The sequence below is a fragment of the Solwaraspora sp. WMMD792 genome, assembly GCF_029626105.1.
Lineage (GTDB): Bacteria > Actinomycetota > Actinomycetes > Mycobacteriales > Micromonosporaceae > Micromonospora_E.
Window position 1 is genome coordinate 4,017,742 of the sequence record NZ_JARUBH010000009.1, and the last position, 21,277, is coordinate 4,039,018.

Annotated in this window: 12 protein-coding genes; 5 read left to right on the forward strand and 7 right to left on the reverse strand. The window is 73.7% G+C overall.

The features are described 5' to 3' along the window. Positions 1-18 precede the first annotated feature (18 nt). Together O7629_RS19050 and O7629_RS19055 are read left to right on the forward strand one after the other, a co-directional pair. A complete protein-coding gene (locus O7629_RS19050; RefSeq protein ID WP_278170748.1) occupies positions 19-11,415 on the forward strand; it encodes a non-ribosomal peptide synthetase in 11,397 nt (3,798 codons plus the stop codon). Between the two features lie 63 nt (positions 11,416-11,478). After that, positions 11,479-11,925, forward strand: a complete 447-nt coding sequence (locus tag O7629_RS19055) for a rhodanese-like domain-containing protein (RefSeq protein ID WP_278170749.1) — start codon at positions 11,479-11,481, stop codon at positions 11,923-11,925. Between the two features lie 53 nt (positions 11,926-11,978). Here O7629_RS19055 and O7629_RS19060 read toward each other — a convergent pair whose 3' ends face one another. The 4 genes from O7629_RS19060 to O7629_RS19075 are packed head-to-tail and all read right to left on the reverse strand — an operon-like array spanning position 11,979 to position 15,534. After that, positions 11,979-12,629 carry a response regulator transcription factor gene (locus O7629_RS19060; RefSeq protein ID WP_278170750.1) on the reverse strand — a complete coding sequence of 217 codons (651 nt, stop codon included), beginning with the start codon at positions 12,627-12,629 and terminating at the stop codon, positions 11,979-11,981. Positions 12,630-12,641: 12 nt separating this feature from the next. After that, entirely contained in the window at positions 12,642-13,772 is a 1,131-nt protein-coding gene (locus tag O7629_RS19065) for a histidine kinase (RefSeq protein ID WP_278170751.1), read from the reverse strand. A gap of 53 nt (positions 13,773-13,825) precedes the next feature. Continuing rightward, positions 13,826-14,623: a hypothetical protein gene (locus O7629_RS19070; protein ID WP_278170752.1), complete on the reverse strand. Its 798-nt coding sequence runs from the start codon at positions 14,621-14,623 to the stop codon at positions 13,826-13,828. Beyond that, on the reverse strand, positions 14,620-15,534 hold the full coding sequence (locus O7629_RS19075; RefSeq protein WP_278170753.1) for an ATP-binding cassette domain-containing protein: 915 nt from the start codon (positions 15,532-15,534) through the stop codon (positions 14,620-14,622). Before O7629_RS19075 ends, O7629_RS19070 begins: the two co-directional genes overlap by 4 nt. Positions 15,535-15,716: 182 nt before the next feature. On the opposite strand from O7629_RS19075, the gene O7629_RS19080 reads away from it, so the two are divergent. The 3 genes from O7629_RS19080 to O7629_RS19090 are packed head-to-tail and all read left to right on the forward strand — an operon-like array spanning position 15,717 to position 18,252. Continuing rightward, a complete protein-coding gene (locus tag O7629_RS19080; protein ID WP_347403682.1) occupies positions 15,717-16,577 on the forward strand; it encodes an ABC transporter substrate-binding protein in 861 nt (286 codons plus the stop codon). Positions 16,578-16,579: 2 nt separating this feature from the next. Beyond that, positions 16,580-17,461, forward strand: a complete 882-nt coding sequence (locus tag O7629_RS19085) for an amino acid ABC transporter permease (RefSeq protein ID WP_278170755.1) — start codon at positions 16,580-16,582, stop codon at positions 17,459-17,461. After that, a complete protein-coding gene (locus O7629_RS19090; RefSeq protein WP_278170756.1) occupies positions 17,458-18,252 on the forward strand; it encodes an amino acid ABC transporter ATP-binding protein in 795 nt (264 codons plus the stop codon). The genes O7629_RS19085 and O7629_RS19090 overlap by 4 nt, the downstream gene beginning before the upstream one ends. Here O7629_RS19090 and egtD read toward each other — a convergent pair. From egtD to egtB, 3 genes are read right to left on the reverse strand one after another with little or no spacing between them, the layout of a single operon-like run. Continuing rightward, positions 18,230-19,192 carry an L-histidine N(alpha)-methyltransferase gene (egtD, locus tag O7629_RS19095; protein WP_278170757.1) on the reverse strand — a complete coding sequence of 321 codons (963 nt, stop codon included), beginning with the start codon at positions 19,190-19,192 and terminating at the stop codon, positions 18,230-18,232. The genes O7629_RS19090 and egtD overlap by 23 nt on opposite strands. Beyond that, positions 19,171-19,923, reverse strand: coding sequence for an ergothioneine biosynthesis protein EgtC (gene egtC, locus O7629_RS19100; RefSeq protein WP_278170758.1), 753 nt, complete (start codon positions 19,921-19,923; stop codon positions 19,171-19,173). The genes egtD and egtC overlap by 22 nt, the downstream gene beginning before the upstream one ends. Beyond that, positions 19,923-21,212, reverse strand: a complete 1,290-nt coding sequence (gene egtB, locus O7629_RS19105; protein WP_278174590.1) for an ergothioneine biosynthesis protein EgtB — start codon at positions 21,210-21,212, stop codon at positions 19,923-19,925. The genes egtC and egtB overlap by 1 nt, the downstream gene beginning before the upstream one ends. Positions 21,213-21,277 lie beyond the last annotated feature (65 nt).

Consider the following 21,277-nt stretch of genomic DNA (forward strand, 5'->3'; position numbering starts at 1 on the left):
CTCGGCTAGGGTCTGGCCGTGCTGATCACGGACGGGCCGAACGGCGAGAAACACCTGCTCGATGTGCTGATCGCAGCCGCCGACGCCGCCCCCGATCAGACGATCACGCACGTACGCGGGGACGGGGCCGAGCGCGTCGTCACGCACCGGCAGCTGCGCGACGACGCACTGCGGGTCGCCGGTGGGCTGCACGACGCCGGGATCACGGCCGGCACACCGGTGATCCTGCTGGCCGACGGCGGCGACGACTTCCAGCCGATGTTCTGGGGCGCGCTGGCGGCCGGGCTGGTCCCCGTACCGCTGCCGCCGGAACCGACCCGGGTGGCCGGCGTGCGTGACATGCTCGGCGGCGTACCGGTGATCGTCGACGACGCCTGCGCCCCGATTGCGCGACAGGCCGACGCACCGGCGCTGCACATCGCCGGCCTACGCACAGGGCCGACCCGGCGACAGCTGCCGACACCCGACCCCGACGCACCCGCGTTCCTGCAGTTCTCCTCCGGCAGCACCGGCACCCCACGCGGCGTCGAACTGCGGCACCGCAACGTGCTGGCCAACCTGCGGCAGATCGGCCAGGCCGCCGCACTGACCAGCGACGACACCTCGGTCAGCTGGATGCCGTACTTCCACGACATGGGGCTGATCGGCACCCACCTGGCGCCACTGGCCGCCCGGCTGCGGCAGGTCCGGATCGGTCCGCTGACGTTCGCGAAACGGCCGCTGCTGTGGTTCAGCGTCGCGCACCGGCACCGGGCCACGCTGCTGTCGGCCGCCAACTTCGCCCTCGCGCTCGCCGTCCGGCGGGTGCCGGCCGAGAACCTGGCCGGGCTGGACCTGAGCGCCGTACGGCTGATGATGGTCGGCGCGGAGCCGATCTCGCCGGTGGTGTGGCGGGCGTTCGTCGAACGGACCCGGCCCGCCGGGCTCGACCCGGCCGCACTGCAACCGGTGTACGGGCTGGCCGAGGCGACCCTCGCCGTCACCGTCCCACCGCTGGGCGAAACCGCCGTACCGGTGCGGGTGGACCGGACGGCCCTCGCCGCCGGCACAGTGCAGCAGGCTGGCGAGGGCGACCCGGACACGGTGGAGTTCATGGACGTCGGGCGACCGGTGCCCGGCTGCCAGGTGCGCGTCGTCGACGACGCCGGCCGGGCCGCCGGGGACGGTCGAGTCGGTCGGATCGAGGTACGCGGCCCGAACGTGGCCGCCGGCTACCACGGTGACTTGGCGGCCACCGCCGAGGTGTTCGTCGACGGGTGGCTGCGTACCGGTGATCTGGGATTTTTGCGCGACGGCCGGCTCTGCGTGACCGGCCGGGCCAAGGACGTCGTCTTCGTCAACGGCCGTACCTTCCACGCCGCCGACCTGGAGGAGGTCGTCGCCGGCACGGCCGGGCTGCCGGCGGGGCGGGTCGCGGTGCTCGGCTGCACCGACCACGACCATGGTGCCGAGCGGGTCGTGGTCTTCGTGCAGTGGGCCCGGCCGCCGGCCGACGCCGCTGCGGTGCTGGCCCGGGTAGCGGCCCGGATCGTGACGGCGACCGGCCACGACCAGGTGCGGGTGCTGCCGGTGCCGGCCAGGGCGTTCCCCCGCACCACCAGCGGCAAGCTGCGTCGGCCCCGGCTGCGCCAGCGGTACGCCGCCGGTGACTTCGCCGCCGTCGAGCAGCGCTGGGCGGCAACGACTCCGCCGACGCCGGCGATCGCACCGACGATGAGCGCTGTTGCCGGTGGCGGGAGCCGCGACGAGGTGGAGCGGGTCGTGCGGGCGGTGTGGGCGCGGGTGCTGCGCCGGCCCGCCGACGACATCGGCGTCCACGACCGGTTCACCACGCTGGGCGGTTCGTCGCTGCAGGCGATGGAGGTGCTGGCCGGCCTGGAGGACGCGTTCGGCCGCGAACTCGACCCGGCCGAGCTGCGGGAACGGGCGACGGTGGCGGCACTGGCCGACCATCTGCTCACCCCGGTAGCGGACGGGAACGTGGAACCGGCCGGACCGGCGAGTGGTCCAGCGGCCGGGCCGACCGGCGGGCCAGCCGCCGCTGCGGCTGCCGGGGCGGCGGATGGGGTGGCGATCATCGGGCTGGCCTGCCGGTTCCCCAACGCGGACAGCCCGGACGAGTTCTGGCGGCAGTTGCTCGACGGGCGGGACAGTGTCGGCGAGATCCCGCCGCAGCGGTGGCGGCCGGCCGAGGGCGACACCGCCCGCTGGGGGGCGTTCCTCGACGACCCGGCCGGCTTCGACGCCGGCTTCTTCGGCATGTCCGACACCGACGCCGACCACACCGATCCGCACGCCCGGATCTTCCTGGAGTTGGCGCACGAGGCGCTGGAACGCGCCGGGTACGCCGGGCCGCGCCGGCACGGCCGCCGGGTGGGAGTGTTCGCGGCGGTCGGTGAAAGCGGCTACACCGAACTGCTCCGCGCCGAGTCCGACGTCACCGGCGAACCGGCCGCGCTGGTCGGCAACCTGCGCAACCTGATCCCGGCCCGCGTCGCGCAGGCCCTCGACCTGGCCGGGCCGGCGATCGCGGTCGACACCGCCTGCTCGTCGGCGCTGGTCGCGCTGCACCTGGCAGTACGCAGCCTGCGGGAACGCGAATGTGACCTGGCCGTCGTCGGCGGGGTCAACCTGAACCTGACGCCCACCGGGCACCGGCTGCTCGCCGCCGCCGGGGCGCTGTCGCCCACCGGCCGGTGCCGGGTCTTCGCCACCGACGCCGACGGGTTCGTGCCCGGCGAGGGCGGGGCCGCGCTGGTCCTGGCCCGCGCCGCCGACGCCCACGCCGCCGGGGACGAACTCCTTGCCCTGGTACGCGGGACCGCCGTCAACAACGACGGCCGCTCGTTGAGTCTGCTGGCCCCGAACCCGTTACGCCAACGGGAAGTGATCACCCAGGCGTACCGGGACAGCGGCGTCGACCCGGCCATTGTATCCTATGTGGAGGCACACGGGACGGGTACGGAGCTCGGTGACCCGGTCGAGGTGCGGTCGCTGGCGCACGCCTTCCCGCCGCGCCCGGACGGCCGACCCCGGCTGATCGGCTCGGTCAAGTCGAACCTCGGTCACCTGCTCAACGCCGCCGGGATGCCCGCCCTGGTCAAGGTGGTGCTGGCGCTGCGGCACCGGCAACTGCCGCCGTCGCTGCACGTCGACACCCCGTCGCCCCGACTGGACCTGCCCGCCGCCGGGTTCCAGGTGGTGACCGGCGCACAGGACTGGGTCGACGACGGTCCGTTGACCGCCGGGGTGAACGCTTTCGGGTTCGGTGGCACCAACGCGCACGCGATCCTGCAGGAAGCCACGCCAGCGACAGTTCTGCAGCAGGCCACGCCGGCAACAGCTCCGCAGCAGACCGCGCCGGCAGCGGAGCCGACCGCCGGGGCAGCCAGCGCCGGGCCGTACCTGGTGACCTGCTCGGCGGCGACCGAGGCCGCGCTGCGGCAGTCGCTGCAGGCCCTCGCCGCCCATCTCGACGCGCACCCGCAGCTGGATCCCGGCGACGTCTGCGCCACCGTCAACACCGCCCGGGACGACCGGCCGCACCGGGTCGCCGTCGTCGCCGACAGCACCGCCGGGCTCGCCGCCGCGTTGGCCGCCGCCGCGTCCGGCCCGGTCACCGAGGTGGTACGCCGGCCGCGTACCGCCGTGGTGTGGCCCGGCGACGAGACCGGGCCGACGGCGGTCTGCCGGCGGCTCGCTGACTGGGGGGTGGTGCCCGACGCCGTCACCGGCGACGACGCCGACCAGCTGCGGGCGCTGCTCGACCAGGGCTACGACGTGCTGCTCGGTGCCGACCCGGACCGGCTGACCCGGGCGGTACGCGACGCGTCGCCGCAGGCAGCGGACCGGGTCGAGGTGCTGTCGGTGCCGCCGACCGACGCCGACGGCGGGCTGACCGGGCTGGTCGGGGCGCTGTGGCAGCGCGGGGTCGCCGTGGACCGGGTCCGGCTCTCCGGTGGTCGGCGGCGGGTCGCCGTGCCGACGTACCCGTTCCAGCGGCGCCGGCACTGGCTGCCGGAGGCAGCGAAGGACCGGGACGGGCTGGTCCATCAGGTGTGCTGGTCGCCGCTGCCGCTGCCGCTGCTGGCTGGCCGCTCCCCCGCCTCGGTGCACCTGACCGGGCCGGGCGCGGCCCTCGGCCGCCCGTTGGCGGACGGGCTACGCGACCGGCTGACCGCCGACGGCATCGAGCTTGCCACCGGGATCGGTGACGCCGACCTCGTCGTGTACCTGGCCAGCGGTGACGCATTCGACGCCGACGGCGGCGTGGCCCGGCTGGACGAGGCCGTCGACGCCACGCTGCACGGCGTGACCGGGCTGGTCGCCGCGCTGCCCGAACGCGGATTCCGGCTGCTGGTCGTCACCCACGACGCGGTCAGCACCGGGGCCAGCGGTGAACGGCCGGACCCGGTGCAGAGCCTGGTCACCGGGTTGACGGCGGCGCTCGCCGACGAACACCCCGACAGCGTGGTGTCCGGAGTGGATCTGTCAGCGGCCGACGACGTACCGGCGTGGGTCAACGCGCTGGTCGCCGAGCTGGCGACCATGGGGGCACAGCCAGACCCGGCGGCGGTCGAGTCGCGTCCGGTGGCGTGGCGGGGCGGGCAGCGGCTGGGTCGGCGACTCGTACCCACCGCGCCGATCGGCGAGGAGCCGACGGAACCGGTCGACGCCGACGGCGTACAGCTGATTGTCGGTGGCACGGGTGGTGTCGGCGCCGCGCTCGCCGCGGACCTGGCCGCGCGCGGACACCGCCGGATCGTGCTGGCCGGCCGCGCCGCCGCCGCGCCGGACGGGCTGGTCGACCGGCTGCGGGCACTCGGCGCGCGGGTCGACTACCGCCGCTGCGACATCACCGACGCCGCCGACGTCGACGCGCTGATCGCCGGGCTGCCCGACCTCGCCGGGGTGTTCCACGCCGCCGGTGTGGTCCGGCCCGGCCCGCTGCGGTCGAGGTCCGTGGCGCAGCTGCAGGCCGTGCTGGCGCCGAAGGTACGCGGCGGTCACCTGCTGGTCCAGGCGCTGCGCCGGTACGGTCGACGCCCGGCGACCGTGGTGGCGTTCACCTCGGTCAGCGCGCTGCTGCCCGGACTCGCCGGGGCGGTCGGCGACTACGCCGCCGCCAACGCCTTCCTGGACACGTACGCCGCCGTCGAGCGGGCTGCCGGCCGGCCGCTGCGTACCGTCGGGTTCTCGGCCCTGGCCGACGCGGGGATGGCCGCCGACCCGGGGCTCGCGGCGCGGCTGGCCGCCCGGGGCCTCCCGGCGCTGCCGTTCGACGATGCCCTGCCGGCGCTGCGGTCGGCGCTGCGCAGACCCGCCGCGCACCTGGTCGTCGCCCGGCTGACCGCCGCGAGCGAGGCTGCGACAGTCACCGCGAGCGTGCCTCCAGTGGACACCCTGCCGCAACCGCAGGCCGTGCCGAGTAGCGACGCGGATCGGCAGCTGCACACCCCGGGCGAGATCAGGGACGTGCTGCGGCGGCTACTCGCCGACGCGCTGGACTGCGACCCGGCGCGGATCGACGACGACACGTCGTTTCTCTCCCTCGGCCTGGACTCGCTCACCGCCATCGACCTGGTCAAGACCCTCGAAGGCGAACTCGGCCGGCCGCTGCCGACCATGCTGCTGTTCGAGCACGGCACCATCGCCGCGCTCGTCGACCGGCTCGCGGATCCGCCGCCGGCTGCTGTTCCGACCGCCGTCACCGGGGACGACGACGGGGAGTCGTTCGCGCTGTCCGGGGTGCAGCGGGCGTTCCACACGCTGCACCGGCTCTACCCGCAGGTCGCCGCGTACGGGTTCGTCCGGCACGCCGTCACCGGGCAGCTCGACGCCGACCTGCTCGGCCAGGCGCTGGAACACCTGACGCGCCGGCACCCGATGCTGCGGATGCGGTGGACCGACGACGGTGCCGCGCCGCCCCGCCAGCTGATCGGCCCGCCGACGCCGCTCGCCGACTGGTACGCCGTCCACGATGACACCGGCGACGTCGACGCGCTGACCGAACGGCTGTGCAACGAGCCGATCGACCTGACCCGCCGACCGCCGCTGCGCGCCGTGCTGATCCGCACCGGTCCCGCCGACGCCCAACTGCTACTGGTGCTGCACCACGCCGCCGGGGACGGGGCCAGCCTCAGTGTGCTCAGCGAGGAGCTGTGGCAGGTGTACGGGGCGCTGGCCGCCGGCCGCGGACCACAGTTGCCGCCGGTGCCGGCGACGTTCCGCGACCACCTGGCCGTCGCCGCGCCGGCACGCGCGGAGGACCTGGCCTTCTGGCGGGAGACCCTGGCGTCGTGGCCGACCGGGCTGCGGCTGCCGTGGCACGACCCGACCGCACCGCCCGCGCCGCCGTACGCCGCCCATCAGGTCGCCGTCGACCCGCCGACGGTGGCCGCGTTGACCCGGGCGGCCGCGGCCGCGCAGGTGTCGCTGTTCCACCTGCTGCTCGCCGGGTACGCCCGGTGCCTGGCCCGCGCCAGCGGGCAGCGCACCGTCACCGTGTCGGTGGCGCGGGCCGGCCGCGACGCCCGGCTGCCCGGCGTCGACCGGGTCGTCGGGCCGTTCGCCGACACCCTGCCCGTGACGGTCGACGTCGACCCGGTCGAGCCGGCGGCCGACCTCGCGCGCCGGGTCCTGGCCGCCTGGCTGGTCGCGCAGCGGCACGGCACGGTCGACGCGGTCGACCTGGCGCGGGCGACGCCGCGACCCGACGACCCGGCTGGCGGCGGCGGTGGCGGCCGGCCGGTCACCACCAGCCCGGCCAGTTTCAGCTTCGCCCGTTTCCCGGTCATGTCCGACGCCGACCTGCCGGTACGGGTGTCGCCGGTCGCCGCCGGCACCGCGTCGGCCGGCACCCGGCTGGGGCTGCTCTGCTGGCCCGACGGCGAGCGGCTGCGGTTCGCCTGGAACCATCCGGTGGCGTCGCTGGACCGGGCGGCCGTCGCCGGGCTGGCCGCCGATTTCCTCGCCGAACTGGCTGACCTGGCCAAGCAGACCGACCCGCCCTCTACGGAGTCCACGTTGGGGGTACTGCCGTCGGTGGTGGAGCGAATCGGGCAGGTGTGTCGCCGGCACGCCGACGCCGTCGCAGTCGAGGCGGGCGAGCTGCGGATGACGTACCGACAGTTGGACGCCGCCGCCGACCGAGTCGCCGCCGCGCTGCGCCATCACGGCGTACAAGTCGGTGATCTGGTCGGATTGCTGGCCGCGCGCGGACCCGCCGCGGTCGCCGCCGCCGTCGGGGTGCTGCGCGCCGGGGCCGGCTGGGTGCCGTTGGACGTCGCCCACCCGGCGGCCCGCCACCGCGACCAGCTGCGCCGAAGCGGCACACGGGTGCTGTTGCACGACACCGAGTCGACGACGCTGGCCGATGCGTTGGCCGGGCTGGTCACGGTCGACATCGACACGATCATCGCCGACGGGACCGCAGTCGACCCGGTCACAGACGGCGCGGCCGCTGCCGACCCGGACGGTACGGCGTACGTCATCTTCACCTCCGGGTCGACCGGCCGCCCGAAGGGCGTGCCGGTCAGCCACCGGTCGATGGCGAACTACCTGCGCTGGGCGGTCGACACGTTCGGCTACCACAGCGGGGACCGGCTGGCGCAGACGTCGTCGTTGTGCTTCGACGCATCGGTCCGGCAACTGCTGGCGCCGCTGCTGGTCGGGGCGACGGTCGTCGTACTCGCTCCGCAGGTGCTGCGCGACCCCGACGAGGTGCTGAGCCGGGTCGAACACGACCGGATAACGGTCTGGAGCTCGGTGCCGACCCTGTGGGGACAGCTGCTGGCGGCGGCCCAGCGGCGTACCGCCTGGGGCGGGCCACCGGAACTGTCGGCGCTGCGCTGGATCCACGTCGGCGGCGAAACGCTGCCTCCCGGGCAGGTGCGGAGCTGGTTCGACCTGTTCGGTCCCGGGCACCGGATCACCAACCTGTACGGGCCGACCGAAGCGACCATCAACGCCGCCTGGTTCCTGATCGACCGGCGGCCGGCCGACGGCCTGCGGCGGGTGCCGATCGGCCGGCCCGTCGCCGGTGCGACGCTGGCCGTCGTCGACGCCGCCGGGCGGCCCTGCCCACCGGGTGAGGCCGGCGAGCTACTCATCTCCGGGCCCGGGTTGACCAGTGGCTACCTGGACGATGCGGCGCAGACCGAGGCGGCGTTCGTCCACCGCGACGGCCGGCGCTGGTACCGCAGCGGCGACCGGGTCCGCGTCGGACCCACCGGGGACCTGGAATTCCTCGGCCGGCTCGACGACCAGGTGAAGCTGCACGGCCACCGGATCGAGCCGGCAGAGATCGAAGCGGCGCTGGGCAACCACCCGGCGGTCGCCACGGCGGTGGTGCTGCTCCAGACCGAGCCCTATCCCCGGCTCGTCGCGTACGCACAGCTGACGGACCCGACGGCGGACGCTGCGACGGACGCCGCCGACCTGCGCCGGCACCTCGCCGACCGGCTGCCGCCGCAGTGGGTTCCGGCCCGCATCGAGTTGGTACGGGAACTGCCGCTGACCGCCACCGGCAAAGTGGACCGGCAACTACTCACCGAGTTGCCGAGCGAAGAGCCGGAGCCGGCCGGCGAGACACCGCGCACCGGCACCGAACGACGGTTGGCGCAGGTGTGGCAGTCCGTTCTCGGGTTGCCCGCCGTGCACCGCGACGACGACTTCTTCGCCATCGGCGGCGACTCCATCGTGGCCCTCGACGTCTTCGCCCGGCTGCGGGAACACTTCCCGGCCTTGCCCCGCCCGACGGTCATCTACGACCACCGCACCCTGGCCGGCCTGGCTGCGGCGATCGACGCAGCCGCCACCGGGGTTCCGACAGCGGACACGTCGGCTCCGGATGTGCCGGGCCCGGATGCGGCCGCTGCGGACGTACCGACGGTCGGCTACGACCCACGGCCGTTTCCACTCGCCCCCGCCCAGCGTGGCTTCCTGCTCGCCGAGGCCGTCGCGCCCGGCAGCAGCTCGACCTGGCTGGCCCGGCTGCGGCTGTCCGGTCGGCTGGACCGGCGCCGCTTCCAGCAGGCGGTCGACGTCACCGTGGCCCGGCATCCGATGCTGCGTACGGTGTTTCCGGCCGGGGCCCGGCCACCGGTGCAGCAGGAGTTGCCGCCGACGCTGCGGCTGCCGGTGCTGTTCGAGACCATCGAGTCGGCCGACCAGCCCGCCAGTCGGGTCGCCGACCGGGTCGACGACCGGGTCGCGCGGGAGCGTCAGCGGACGTTGGAGCCGTGGGCCTGGCCGTTGCTGCGACTGCTGGTGCTGACCGTCGGGCCGGACGAGCATGTCCTGCTGGTGCACGCCCACCATCTGATCGGCGACGGGTACAGCGCGGCGCTACTCGGGCAGGAACTGCTGGCTCTGCACGACGGGCTGGCGGCCGGAGCGCCGGTAGACGTCGCGCCGCTGCGCACGACGTTCCGTGCCTACGTGGCCTGGCTGCGGCAGCGGCAGGATGCCCCGGACCCGCAGGCAGACCGCTGGCGGCGGGAACGGTTCGGGCAGCCGTACCGGCCGCCGACGCTGCGCACCTCGACCGGTGCCGCAGCGACCGACGTCACCGGGCGGACGCACACCGCAGGGTTCACCTTGGACGGTGCGGTGTCCGCCGCGCTGGGCCGGCTGGCCGCCGCCGCAGGCAGCGGCGGGTACGCGCCGGTGCTCACCGCGTACCGCCGGGGGTTGGCCCGGCTGACCGGCCAGGACGACCTGGTGATCGGTCTGACCGTGACCGGCCGGGATCACCCGCTACCGGACCTGCATCGGCTCTTCGGACCGTGCGCGGTGCTGCTGCCGCTGCGGCTGACCGGTGCCGGGCGGGCGTTCGACGACGATCTGGCCCAGGTGGCCGGCGAGGTCGCCACGGCCCGCCGGCACGGCGCCGAAGGGGAGCTGATTTCGGCCGAGTCCGCTGACAGCCGGCCGACGGCGATGCTGGCCGGGGCGCAGTTCATCTTCAGCTCCCTCGACTTCACCGGGATCGGACCGACCGGTGACGGCGCACCGGGTGGGTTGACGCTGCACTGGGACGACGGCGACAGCGAACTGGAACCGCCGCCGGTCGGCACCGACGTGCTGCTGACCGTCCGACCGGTCGAAGCCGGGCTACGGGTCACCGTCCGGGCCGCGTCGGCAGCGCTGGACGCCGACCGCTTCGCCAGTCTTGTCACTGCGATCGAAGCCGACCTGGTCTGCGCCGGGGCAGCCGGCACCGGGCGGGTCGCCACTGCGACCGGCACCGGGCGGGTCGCCACCGCGACCGGCACCGGGCGGGTCGCCACTGTCGGCACCGTGCTGGACGCGGCGATCGTCGGCTACCTTCCGGCACCGGCCCAGTTGGCGGCGCTGGCCGGGATACCGGCGGCGGCGCTGCCCCGTGAACAGATCCGCGAGCTGCTGTTCCCGGCCAGGGCACCCCGTCTGTTGGAGGAGCTGGTCACGCCGTTCGGCCGCTCCGGGTTCGTCTGCCTGCCGCTGTTCGCCGACGAACTCGGCCCCGGCCTGGCGCCGGTGACGGCTGCCGCGGTCTCGCTCGCCGCCCAGGCAGGTGCCCGGTGCGTGTCGCTGGCCGGCATGCTGCCATCGGTCACCGGCTACGGCTTCGACGTCCTGCGGCAGGTGAATTCGGCGGTACGGGTGACGACCGGGCACGCCGCGACCGCCACGTCGGTGGTGCTGACCACGCTGGCTGCGCTCGACGCCGCCGGGCGTGATCTCGCCACCGGCCCGCTCGCCGTGGTCGGACTGGGCTCGATCGGCCGGTCGGCGCTGGAGCTGCTGCTGAGCCAGGGCGGGCCGCAGCCACCCCGGATCGTGCTGGCCGACCTGCCGGCCAGCCGCCGCCGACTGGCCGACTACCCGGACCGGTTGCGGCGTCTCGGCTACCAGGGTGAGCTGGTCTGGGCCGATTCGACGCCGACGGCCGCGACACAGGTGTACGCGGCGGCGACCATCGTCGCGGCGGTGAGCAGCGCCACCGAGATCGTCGACGTGGACCGGCTGCGCCCGGGGACGGTGCTGGTCGACGACTCGTTCCCGCACTGCGTGAAAACGGCCGACGCGCTGCGGCGGATGCGCCGCGACGGCGACGTGCTGGTGGTCGGTGGCGGGCTGCTCTCCTGCGGCCCGGTGCGGCGGGTCCTGCCCGCCGGTCTGCCGGCGGCGGCGGTCGCCGGGTACGCGGCACGCGGCGCGTTGCCGGACATGGTGGCGTCCTGTCAGCTGGAGTCGCTGCTGCAGGCGGACCGGCCGGAGCTGCCGCTGGTGCATGGTCTGGTGGACCCGGAGCTGGCGGCGGCGTACTGGTCGGCGGCGCGCGCGGCGGGGATAGCGGCGGCCCCGCTGCATCTGGGCGACACCGCCGTCGCGGAGCTGGTCGACGGGCGGCTGCCAGCGCCACTCTGATAGGAACAAGAGGGAGTTGTTCGCCGCCACGACAAGCGGCCGACGCCGGCGACAAGGAGCAGCATGGCCACCACCGAGCACCGCGCCGACCACCTGACGGCCGCTACGCCCGAGCAGCCCGGACCCGGCATCGACCGGCTGCTCGACCAGGTACGCGGACGGCTGGACCGGGTCGACCCGGTGGCTGCCCGGCACGCCCAGCGGGACGGTCGGGCGGTGCTGGTCGATATCCGGCCGGCCGCCCAACGCGCGGAGTTCGGGGAGATCCCCGACGCGCTCGTGATCGAACGCAACGTCCTGGAATGGCGGCTCGACCCACGAAGCGCGGCCCGGATCGACCTCGCCGACGATCCGCAACTGTGGCCGATCATCTTCTGTCAGGAGGGGTACGCCTCCTCGTTGGCGGCCGCTTCACTCCAGAATCTCGGCCTGCCCCGGGCCACCGACCTGACCGGCGGTTTCGCCGCCTGGCAGGCCGCCGGGTTACCGGTGATCAATCCGCACCGGTGAGTGCCGCCTGATCGGCTGGCTGGCCGCCTGATCGACTGGCTGGCCGGTCGGGCTCAGACGAGGCCGTGCCGATGCGCCCAGATCACCGCGTGCACCCGGTCCCGCGCCCCGAGCTTGGCCAGGACCCGGCCCACGTGGGTCTTGACCGTCGACTCGGACAGGAACAGCTCGCCGGCGATCTCCGGATTCGACAGGCCGCGGCCGATGGCCACCAGGACCTCCCGCTCCCGGCCAGTCAGCTCGTCGAGTAGTCGCGCCTGCTGTGGCGCCGGTCGGCGAGGGTCCCGGTAGTGGTCGAGCAGGGAGCGGGTGATCCGGGGCGAGACCACCGCCTCGCCTGCGGCCACCGTACGGACCGCCGCGACCAGCTCCGCCGACGGCACGTCCTTGAGCAGGAAGCCGCTGGCACCCGCGCGGAGCCCGTCGAACGCGTACTCGTCGAGGTCGAACGTGGTCAGGATGAGAACCTTGGTCGCCGGGCAGTGCGTCACGATGTCGGAGGTCGCCTCGATGCCGTCCATGATCGGCATCCGCACATCCATCAGCACCACGTCCGGTCGCCGGTCGCGGGCCAGCAGCGCGCCGGCCCGCCCGTCGCCGGCCTCCCCGACGACGCGCAGGCCCGATGCCGCGCCGAGAACCATCGCCATGCCCTCGCGCACGAGCTCCTGGTCGTCCACGAGCAGCAGCGTCGTCTCACTCATCGGCGTCCTTGCTCATCGGGGCTCTTGCTCATCGGGGTTCTTGCTCGGATGGGGCAGGGTGACCCGCACGGCCCAGCCGATCGGCCGGCGACCGGTCTCGACCGTACCGCCGTAGAGCGCGACCCTCTCGGCCAGGGCGATCAGTCCCTGCTCACTGCCGACCGAGGGGGCCGGAGCGCTGCCCCGACCGTCGTCGGTGATCTCGACCCGGATGGGATCGGCTGAGTAGTCGAGGTCGACGCGGACCTCGGTCGGCTGCTCGGCGTACCGCAGGGCGTTCGTCAGCGACTCCTGGACCACCCGGAACACCACGCGTTGCAGACCGGCCGACTCGACATCGGACCCCCGGCGGCGCAGTGTCACCGGCAGGCCGGCGATCCGGAATGTCTCGACCAGGGTCTCCAGGTCGCCCGGGGTGTCCAGGCCGCCGTCGCGCAGGACACCGAGCAGCCGGCGCATGTCCTTCATCGCCTCCCGGCCAAGGTTGGCGAGCCGCTCCACCGCTGCGCGCGACCGTTGTGGATCGGAGTCGGCCACGGCCGTGGCACCGTCAGCCAGCCGTACCATCATGGTGAGGTTGTGCGCGACGATGTCGTGCATGTCGCGGGCGATCCGAGCCCGTTCCCGGCCCGCCGCCAACTGACCCTCCTGCTCCTTCTCCCGGGCGAGCCGGGTCGCCCGGTCGAGCAGTGCGTGCAGGTAGCGACGGCGGGTGGCGACGTTCACTCCGACCAGCACCGAGCCCACCGCGGCGGCGATCAGGGGAAGCGCGACGGGCTGCAACGCGGCGTACCCGTTGCGCACGACGTTCTCCCCGGCCATGACCACGACGGTGACCACCCCGCCGATGATCCCGGCGCGGGTCGAGCGGTAGACGGCCAGTGAGTACGACACGACCATGAACGGAATCAGCTGGGCCGACTCGCTCACCAGGTCGCCCGCCACCACCACCAGCAGCACCCACCACGGCCGCGACCGCCAGGCCAGCAACGACAGGGCCACCACCGTGTTGACCCCGATCGCCCACCAGTCCCAGGTCTGCGGCAGGCGGAACCCGATACCGGTGTCGAAGCCGAGCGCCAGACAGAACAGCACGACGGGCCAGATCCCCAGCCAGGAGTGGCGTGCCCAGAACGCGCGCACCGCGCCCGCCGGGGACGACGGACGCGATGCTGCCTCGGAGCCGGTGGACACCGTCAGGCGTCCCTGCGGACCAGGGCAGCGCCGCCGAACACAGCGGGAACGCCCAGCCAGGCCAGCACGACCGGCAGATCGGTGGAGACCGGGTCGGTCATCACGCCCGACACCGCCTGCGGGAACGCCAGGCCGGTCAGGTCGATCTGCAGCATGGCGTTCAGCAGAGCCAGCATGATCGGCAACAACAGGACGACGCCCAGCGCGAGGCTGACTCCGAGCGCGGTGCTGCGGAACGCGAGGGTCACGGCAAAGGCGAACAGGGCCACGATGACGCAGTATCCGACCTCCGTGCCGAGCACCGCGACACCGGGTCCGAACGGTATTGCGGAGAACCCGACGCCGCGCAGCAGCGGGACAGCGGCCATGAACACAATGGTCAGCACGATGGCCGCCAGCAGGGCCGCAGCGACAGCGACGACGGCGGCCTTCGCGGCCATCACGGCAAGCCGCCGGGGCGCGGCGATCAGGGTGGTCCGGATCGCGCCGGTCGCGTACTCGGAGCCGACCGCGAGGACCGCGAGAACCACGACACCGATCTGCAGGCCGGCTCTGGCCATACCCATCGAGTCGGTCAGGGCCCGCGTGGCGTTCAGACTCCCGATCTCACTCGCCGGTCCGTAGGAGAGCAGTTGCAGAAGCCCGCCGGCCAGGCCCAGCCCGACCGCGCAGAGCGCGGCGACCGCCACCGACCGGAGAGTACGGAGCTTGGTCCACTCCGCCGCGGCCAGACGTGACAGGCTCAGCCGGACCTGCGGGCTCCCGGTGCTCGATGCAACGGTGCGGATGGTGTCGTTCATGCCAGTGCTCCCTCTGCGGTGTGGCGGGCATGGCCCTGGGTGAGGGCCAGGTAGGCGTCCTCCAGCGAGGCGGGGACGGTGGTGTTCTCGTACAGCAGGATGTCGTGACGGTTGGCCAGCATGGCGATCTCGCGCGCGGCCATCCCGGTGATCTCCAGGGTGCCGTCCGGCCGTTGCAGGACGACCGCACCCCTGGTGCGCAGCACGGTCCCCAGGTCCTCCGACCGGTCCGTGCGTACCCGGGTCGACTGGGTCGCGTAGCGGGAGATCAGCTCGTCGACGGTGGCGTCGGCGAGCACCCGCCCGCGGCCGAGCACGATCAGCCGGTCCGCGGTCTGCGCCAGCTCGCCCATCAGGTGGCTGGAGACCAGGACCGCCCGGCCTTCGCTGGCGAACGACCGCAACAGCGACCGGATCCAGATGATGCCGTCCGGGTCGAGACCGTTGACCGGCTCGTCCAGCAGCAGAGCGGCCGGGTCGCCGAGCAGGGCCGAGGCGAGACCGAGTCGCTGACGCATGCCGAGGGAGAAGTCGCGTACCCGCTTGTTCGCCACGTTCGCCAGCCCGACCAGTTCAAGTACCTCGTCGACGCGGCGGTCGGGGATGCCGTGGGTGTGGGCGAGCACCCGCAGATGGTTCCGGGCGCTGCGGGCCGGATAGATCGACTCGGCGTCGATGTGCGCGCCGACCATCCGCAGCGGGGCGTCGAGTTCGCGGTAGGGGCGGCCGTCGATGTGGCAGTGGCCGGAGGTGGGCCGGTCCAGACCGACCATCATCCGCATCGTGGTGGACTTGCCGGCGCCGTTCGGTCCGATGAAGCCGGTGACGACGCCGGGGTCGAGCCGGAAGGAGACTCCCTCCACCGCTGCCGTGGCGCCGAACATCTTGGTCAGCTCGTGCACTTCGATCATGCAGATGACGCTACGGCTGGCCGGGGTCACCGCCATCGAACCGCAGTTCCCTCCGCCGGTGGTACCCAGGTACCACCCGGTGCGGGCGACAACCATTGATCGCCGGGCCGGCGGCTGATCGAATGTAGTCCCGCCGGCCCGGCGGGAGCACCGCGGCCCAATCGTCAAGGAGCCTCATGAGCATGTCCCGTCGGAGGGTGGGTCTACTGGGTACGGTGTCGGTCCTGGTGGCTGTCGCCGGCTGCTCGCCGCAGCCGGAGGACCCGCCGGTCGACCCGCCGACGCCGGACGCGTGCAACCCACAGTGGTTGGACACCATCGTGCCCGGGACGTTGACCGTCGGCACCGACCAGCCGGCGTACCCGCCGTGGTTCGTCGACGACGCTCCGGAGAGCGGCGCCGGGTTCGAAAGCGCGGTGGCGTACGCGGTCGCCAACCAGCTCGGCTACGAACCGGACAAGGTGAGTTGGGTACGGGTGCCGTTCAACAACGCCATCGCCCCCGGGCCGAAAAACTTCGACGTCGACATCAACCAGTTTTCCATCACCGAGGAGCGCCGCGCCGCCGTCGACTTCTCCAGCCCGTACTACGACGTCAGCCAGGCGGTGATCGCGCTGGACGGGACGCCGGCCGCCGCCGCGACGACCCTGGCCGACCTGCGGGACGTCAAGCTCGGCGCCCAGGTCGGCACGACCAGCTTCCGGGCGATCACCGAGGTGGTTGTCCCGGCGGCCGAGCCGGCGGTGTTCAACAACAACGACGACGCCAAGGCCGCGCTGCGCAACGGCAGCATCGACGCGCTGGTGCTGGACCTGCCGACCGCGTTCTACGTGACCGCCGCCGAGATCGACGACGCGACGATCGTCGGGCAGCTGGCGCAGCCGTCCGGCCAGCCGGAGCAGTTCGGCATGGTGCTCGACAAGGGGTCGCCGTTGACGGCCTGCGTCAGCGCCGCCGTCGACGAACTGCGCGACAACGGCACCCTGGACAGCCTGCAGGCCGAATGGCTGGCCGACGTGGCCGGCGCGCCGGTCCTGTCCTGACGGTGAGCGGGTCCACCGCAGCGGCGGCCGGCAGCGCCGACGGCTATCAGCCCAGTGAGCTGCAGCGGCGGCGGGACGCGTACCGCCGTCGGCAGAGCGTCCGGTCGGTGCTGATCGCCGCCGGTTCCACGGCCGTGCTCGGTGCTCTGCTGGTGGCAGCGGTCGCGAACTCCCCCGGCTGGCCGCGGGTCCAGCAGTCGTTCTTCGACCCGGCCGTGGCGGCGCAGGCGCTGCCGGCGGTGCTACGTGGACTCTGGCTCAACGTACGGCTGCTGGTGTTCTGCGCCGCCGGGGCGCTGGCGCTGGGGTTGGCGATCGCGCTGGCCCGGACCCTGCGCCCGGCGGTGTTCTTTCCACTTCGGGCCGCCGCAACCTCCTACACGTACGTGTTCCGGGGCGCCCCGCTGATCATCGTGCTGTACCTGTTCACCTTCGGGGTGCCGGGGCTGCGGCTCGCCGGCACCCCGTCGGTGCTGGTGCTCGGCGGCTGCGCGCTGGTCATCACCTACGGCGCCTACCTGGCGGAGGTGTTCCGGGCCGGTATCGAATCGGTGCACCCGGCGCAGCGGGCCGCCGCCCGGTCGCTGGGGCTCAGCCACGCGCAGACGATGCGGCACGTGGTGCTGCCGCAGGCGGTTCGGCGGGTCGCGCCGCCGCTACTCAACGACCTGGTGGCGCTGCAGAAGGACGTCGGGCTGATCTCCCTGGCCGGCCCGGTCGACGCGATCCGCGCCGCCCAGATCGAGACCGCCACCAGCTACAACTTCACCCCGTACGTGGTGGCCGGGGTGCTGTTCATCCTGATGGCGATCCCGCTGGTGGCGGTGACCGACTGGGTGACCATGCGGGCCGCCCGGCGGCAGACCTGGGCCGGCGCGGCATGACGCCGACGGCGGATCCGGCCCGGCCCGGCGAGCCACCGGTGGGCGGGCCACCGGTGCTGGCCTGTGCCGGGGTTCGCAAGGTCTTCGGCGACCGGGTCGTGCTGCGCGACCTCAGCCTCGACGTGGCCGAACACGAGGTGGTAGCCCTGATCGGCGGCAGCGGCTCCGGCAAGTCGACCCTGCTGCGGTGCGTCAACCTGCTGGAGACCGTCGACGACGGGATGATCCACCTGGACGGTCGGGACATCACCGACCCACGGGTCGACCCGGACCAGGTGCGGCAACGGATCGGGCTGGTCTTCCAGTCGTACAACCTCTTCCCGCATCTGACCGTGCTGGACAACGTCACGCTGGCGCCACGCAAGGTGCACCGGCTTGCGCGGGCGCGGGCCGAGCAGCGGGCGATGGAACTGCTGGACCGGGTCGGGTTGGCCGATCAGGCGAGGCAGTACCCGGACCGGCTCTCCGGCGGCCAGCAGCAGCGGGCAGCGATCGCCCGGACCCTGGTCAACGCACCCCGGCTGCTGCTGCTCGACGAGGTCACCTCGGCGCTGGACCCGGAACTCGTCGGCGAGGTGCTGGCCCTGATCCGGGAACTGAAGGGTGACGGGATGACGATGCTGATCGCCACCCACGAGATGGCCTTCGCCCGGGAGGTCGCCGACCGGGTCTGCTTCCTGGCCGACGGTGCCATCTGCGAACAAGGGCCGCCGCAGCGGGTGCTCGGTGCGCCCGAGCACCCGCGTACCCGGCAGTTCCTGCGCCGGGTCACCGGCAGCGGGACAGGCTGATCGCGAACCGGCCGGCCGGGTCGGTCCACCAGTGGGTCAACTCGAATCCGGCGGCGGCCAGCTCGGCGCTCACCCCGGCCCGGCGGAACTTCGCCGACACCTCGGTCCGGATCTCCTCGCCGGCGGTGAAGCTCACCGGCAGGTCGAGATCGGCCACGTACACCCGCATGTCCCGGTCGGCGCGCAGCCGCATCTCGATCCACTCCCGGTCGGGGTCCCAGAGCGCGACGTGCCGGAACGCCGCCGGGTCGAAGTCGGCACCGAGCTGCTGGTTCAGTACGCGCAGCACGTTGCGGTTGAACTCGCCGGTCACCCCTTGGCTGTCGTCGTAGGCGGCGACCAGGGTGGCCGGGTCCTTGACCAGGTCGGTGCCGAGCAGCAGCCAGCCGCCGGCGCCGAGCACCCCGCGCAGCGCGGCCAGGAACTCGGCCCGTTCGTCCGGCACCAGGTTGCCGATGGTGCCGCCGAGGAACGCGACGAGCCGGTCGTCGCCGGCCGGGATCCGGTCAAGGTGACGGGTGAAGTCGCCGACAACCGCGTGGACCGGCAGACCCGGGTAGTCCCGGTCGATGGCGGTGGCGGCGTCGCGCAGCGCCGCCTCGGAGACGTCCAACGGCACGAACAGGTCGAGGCTGCCCTGCCGGCGCAGCGCGTCGAGCAGCAGCCGGGTCTTCTCCGACGAACCGGAGCCGAGCTCGACCAGGGTCCGGGCCCGGGTGACGGCGGCGATGTCGTCGGCGTGGGCGGCCAACGCGGCCCGCTCGGCCCGGGTCGGGTAGTACTCCGGCAGGGCGGTGATGCGTTCGAACAGTTCGCTGCCGTACTTGTCGTAGAACCACTTCGGGGGCAGCCATTTCGGGTCGGCGGTGAGTCCGGCGCGGGCGTCGGTCCGCAGCGCGTGCCGCTGGTCGGCGTCGGTCAGCTCGATGTCGATCCGCACAGATCCTCCACGGTGTAGGTGTGCCGGTCGGCGACGACGAGCCGGCGGTCGGCGACCGGGTGCCAGGCCGGGTCGTCGTCGGACGGTTCGGAGGCGATGATCAGCCGCTCCGGCCCGGCGAGGACGGACAGGGAATGGCCGACAGCGCTGGCCCAGGCCCGTTCGCCGTCGGTGAGCAGCAGGTTGAGTCGGGACGCCGGAGCGGCGGCCAGTACGCCGGTGACGGTGTCGGTGATCGCCGTACCCGGGTCGGTGCCGGACCGCAGCCGGTGCCGCAGCAGCGCCCACAGCAGCGCCGAGTCGGTCGGCGCGTCGAGGGTGAGCAGGTCGGTCACCGGCAGGACGGCGGCCAGGGCGGCGACGCTGTCCGGCCAGCCGGCCACCACCCCGTTGTGGCTGAACAGCCAGCGCCCGTCGGTGAACGGCGCGCAGGCCGTCTCGCCGAACGGCATCCCGGGAGTCGCCGAGCGGACCGCGGCCAGCACCGCGTCGGCGGTGGTGGCCCGGCCCAGCTCGACCAGGCCGGGATCGGCCCAGATCGGCGCGGCCCGCCGGTAGCGGACCGGACCGGTCGGGGTGTACCAGCCGACGCCGAAACCGTCGACGTTGACCGTGCCGCCGCCGCGCATGTCCCGGGGCGCCCAGGACTGGCGGTACAGGCCGTACGGCGGCTCGACCAGCAGCTGCGTCAGGCTGACCGGCGGGCCAAGGTAGAGCTGGTGGCGGCACACTAGGCGGTCTCGCCGGGGTGCGGGTCACGGGCGGTACGGAAACCGCTGAAGATCTGCCGGCGGATCGGGTAGTCCCAGTTGCGGAAGGTGCCCCGGCAGGCGGCGCGGTCGGTGCCGAACGAACCGCCGCGCAGCACCCGGTAGTCGCGGCCGAAGAAGACCTCCGAGTATTCGCGGTACGGGAACGCCGCGAAGCCGGGGTAGCCGGTGAACCAGGTGTCGGTCCACTCCCACACGTCGCCGATCAGCTGGTGCACCCCGGCCGGTGACGCGCCGGCCGGGTAGGCGCCGACCGGTGCCGGGTGCAGGTGCCGCTGGCCCAGGTTGGCGTGCTCGAGGCCGGGGTCGTCGTCGCCCCACGGGTAGCGGCGGGACCGGCCGGTGGCCGGGTCGAACCGGGCCGCCTTCTCCCATTCGGCCTCGGTGGGCAGCCGGCGGCCGGCCCAGCTGGCGTACGCCTGCGCCTCGTACCAGCCGACGTGCACCACCGGCTCGTCGGGCACGATCGCCGACCGCCGGCCGAACCGGGTGTAGCTGCCGTCGCCGTGCCAGTGCGCCGGCCCGCTGAGCCGGGCCTGCAGCCGGTGGGACCAGCCCTCGGCGCTCCACCACCGCTCGTCGTGGTAGCCGCCGTCGTCGATGAACCGCTGGTACCGGGCGTTGCTGACCGGCGCGCGGTCGATGAAGAAGGCCGGCACGTCGACGGTGTGCGCCGGGCGTTCGTTGTCCAGCGCCCACGGCTCGGTGGAGGTGCCCATGGTGAACGGTCCGGCGGGGATCAGCGCCTCACCGTCGACGCCTTCGGCCGTCGCCGGCGGCGTCGGCGCGCCGGTGAGCACCGGCGGGCCGGCCCGCAGCTGGTGGGTGGCGAGCATCGTCTCGTCGTGCTGCTGCTCGTGCTGCACGATCATGCCGAAGGCGAAACCCTGCTCGACCAGTCGGCGGCCGTCGAACGTCACCGTGTCGAGCAGGTCGAGGACCTTGTCCCGGACGGTACGGGTGTACGCGCGCGCCTCGGCCGGGTCCAGCAGCGGCAACGCCGGACGGTCGGCGCGAGCGTGTTTGAACGCGTCGTAGAGGTGGTCGATGTCGGCGCGGACCGGTTCCCGGCCGCCGACGTCGCGGACCAGCCACAGCTCCTCCTGGTTGCCGATGTGCGCCAGGTCCCAGACCAGGGGCGACATCAGCCGGGAGTGCTGGCGGACGAGGTCGTCGTCGTCGACCGGGTCGGTCAGGGTGCGGCTGCGCCGCCGCGCCCGGTCGAGGTCGGTGGCGAGCGCGGTACGCAGGTCGGCCGCAGCCGGCGTACGCGCGTCGGGCGCGGCCGCCGATCGTGGATCGCGCGTGGTCGGCG

What these genes read in the sequence shown, in the direction of transcription:
- O7629_RS19055 (WP_278170749.1), top strand. Translation starts at nt 11,479, where the DNA reads ATGGCCACCACCGAGCACCGCGCCGACCACCTGACGGCCGCTACGCCC.
- O7629_RS19060 (WP_278170750.1), bottom strand. Translation starts at nt 12,629, where the DNA reads ATGAGTGAGACGACGCTGCTGCTCGTGGACGACCAGGAGCTCGTGCGC.
- O7629_RS19070 (WP_278170752.1), bottom strand. Translation starts at nt 14,623, where the DNA reads ATGAACGACACCATCCGCACCGTTGCATCGAGCACCGGGAGCCCGCAG.
- O7629_RS19075 (WP_278170753.1), bottom strand. Translation starts at nt 15,534, where the DNA reads ATGATCGAAGTGCACGAGCTGACCAAGATGTTCGGCGCCACGGCAGCG.
- O7629_RS19080 (WP_347403682.1), top strand. Translation starts at nt 15,717, where the DNA reads ATGTCCCGTCGGAGGGTGGGTCTACTGGGTACGGTGTCGGTCCTGGTG.
- O7629_RS19090 (WP_278170756.1), top strand. Translation starts at nt 17,458, where the DNA reads ATGACGCCGACGGCGGATCCGGCCCGGCCCGGCGAGCCACCGGTGGGC.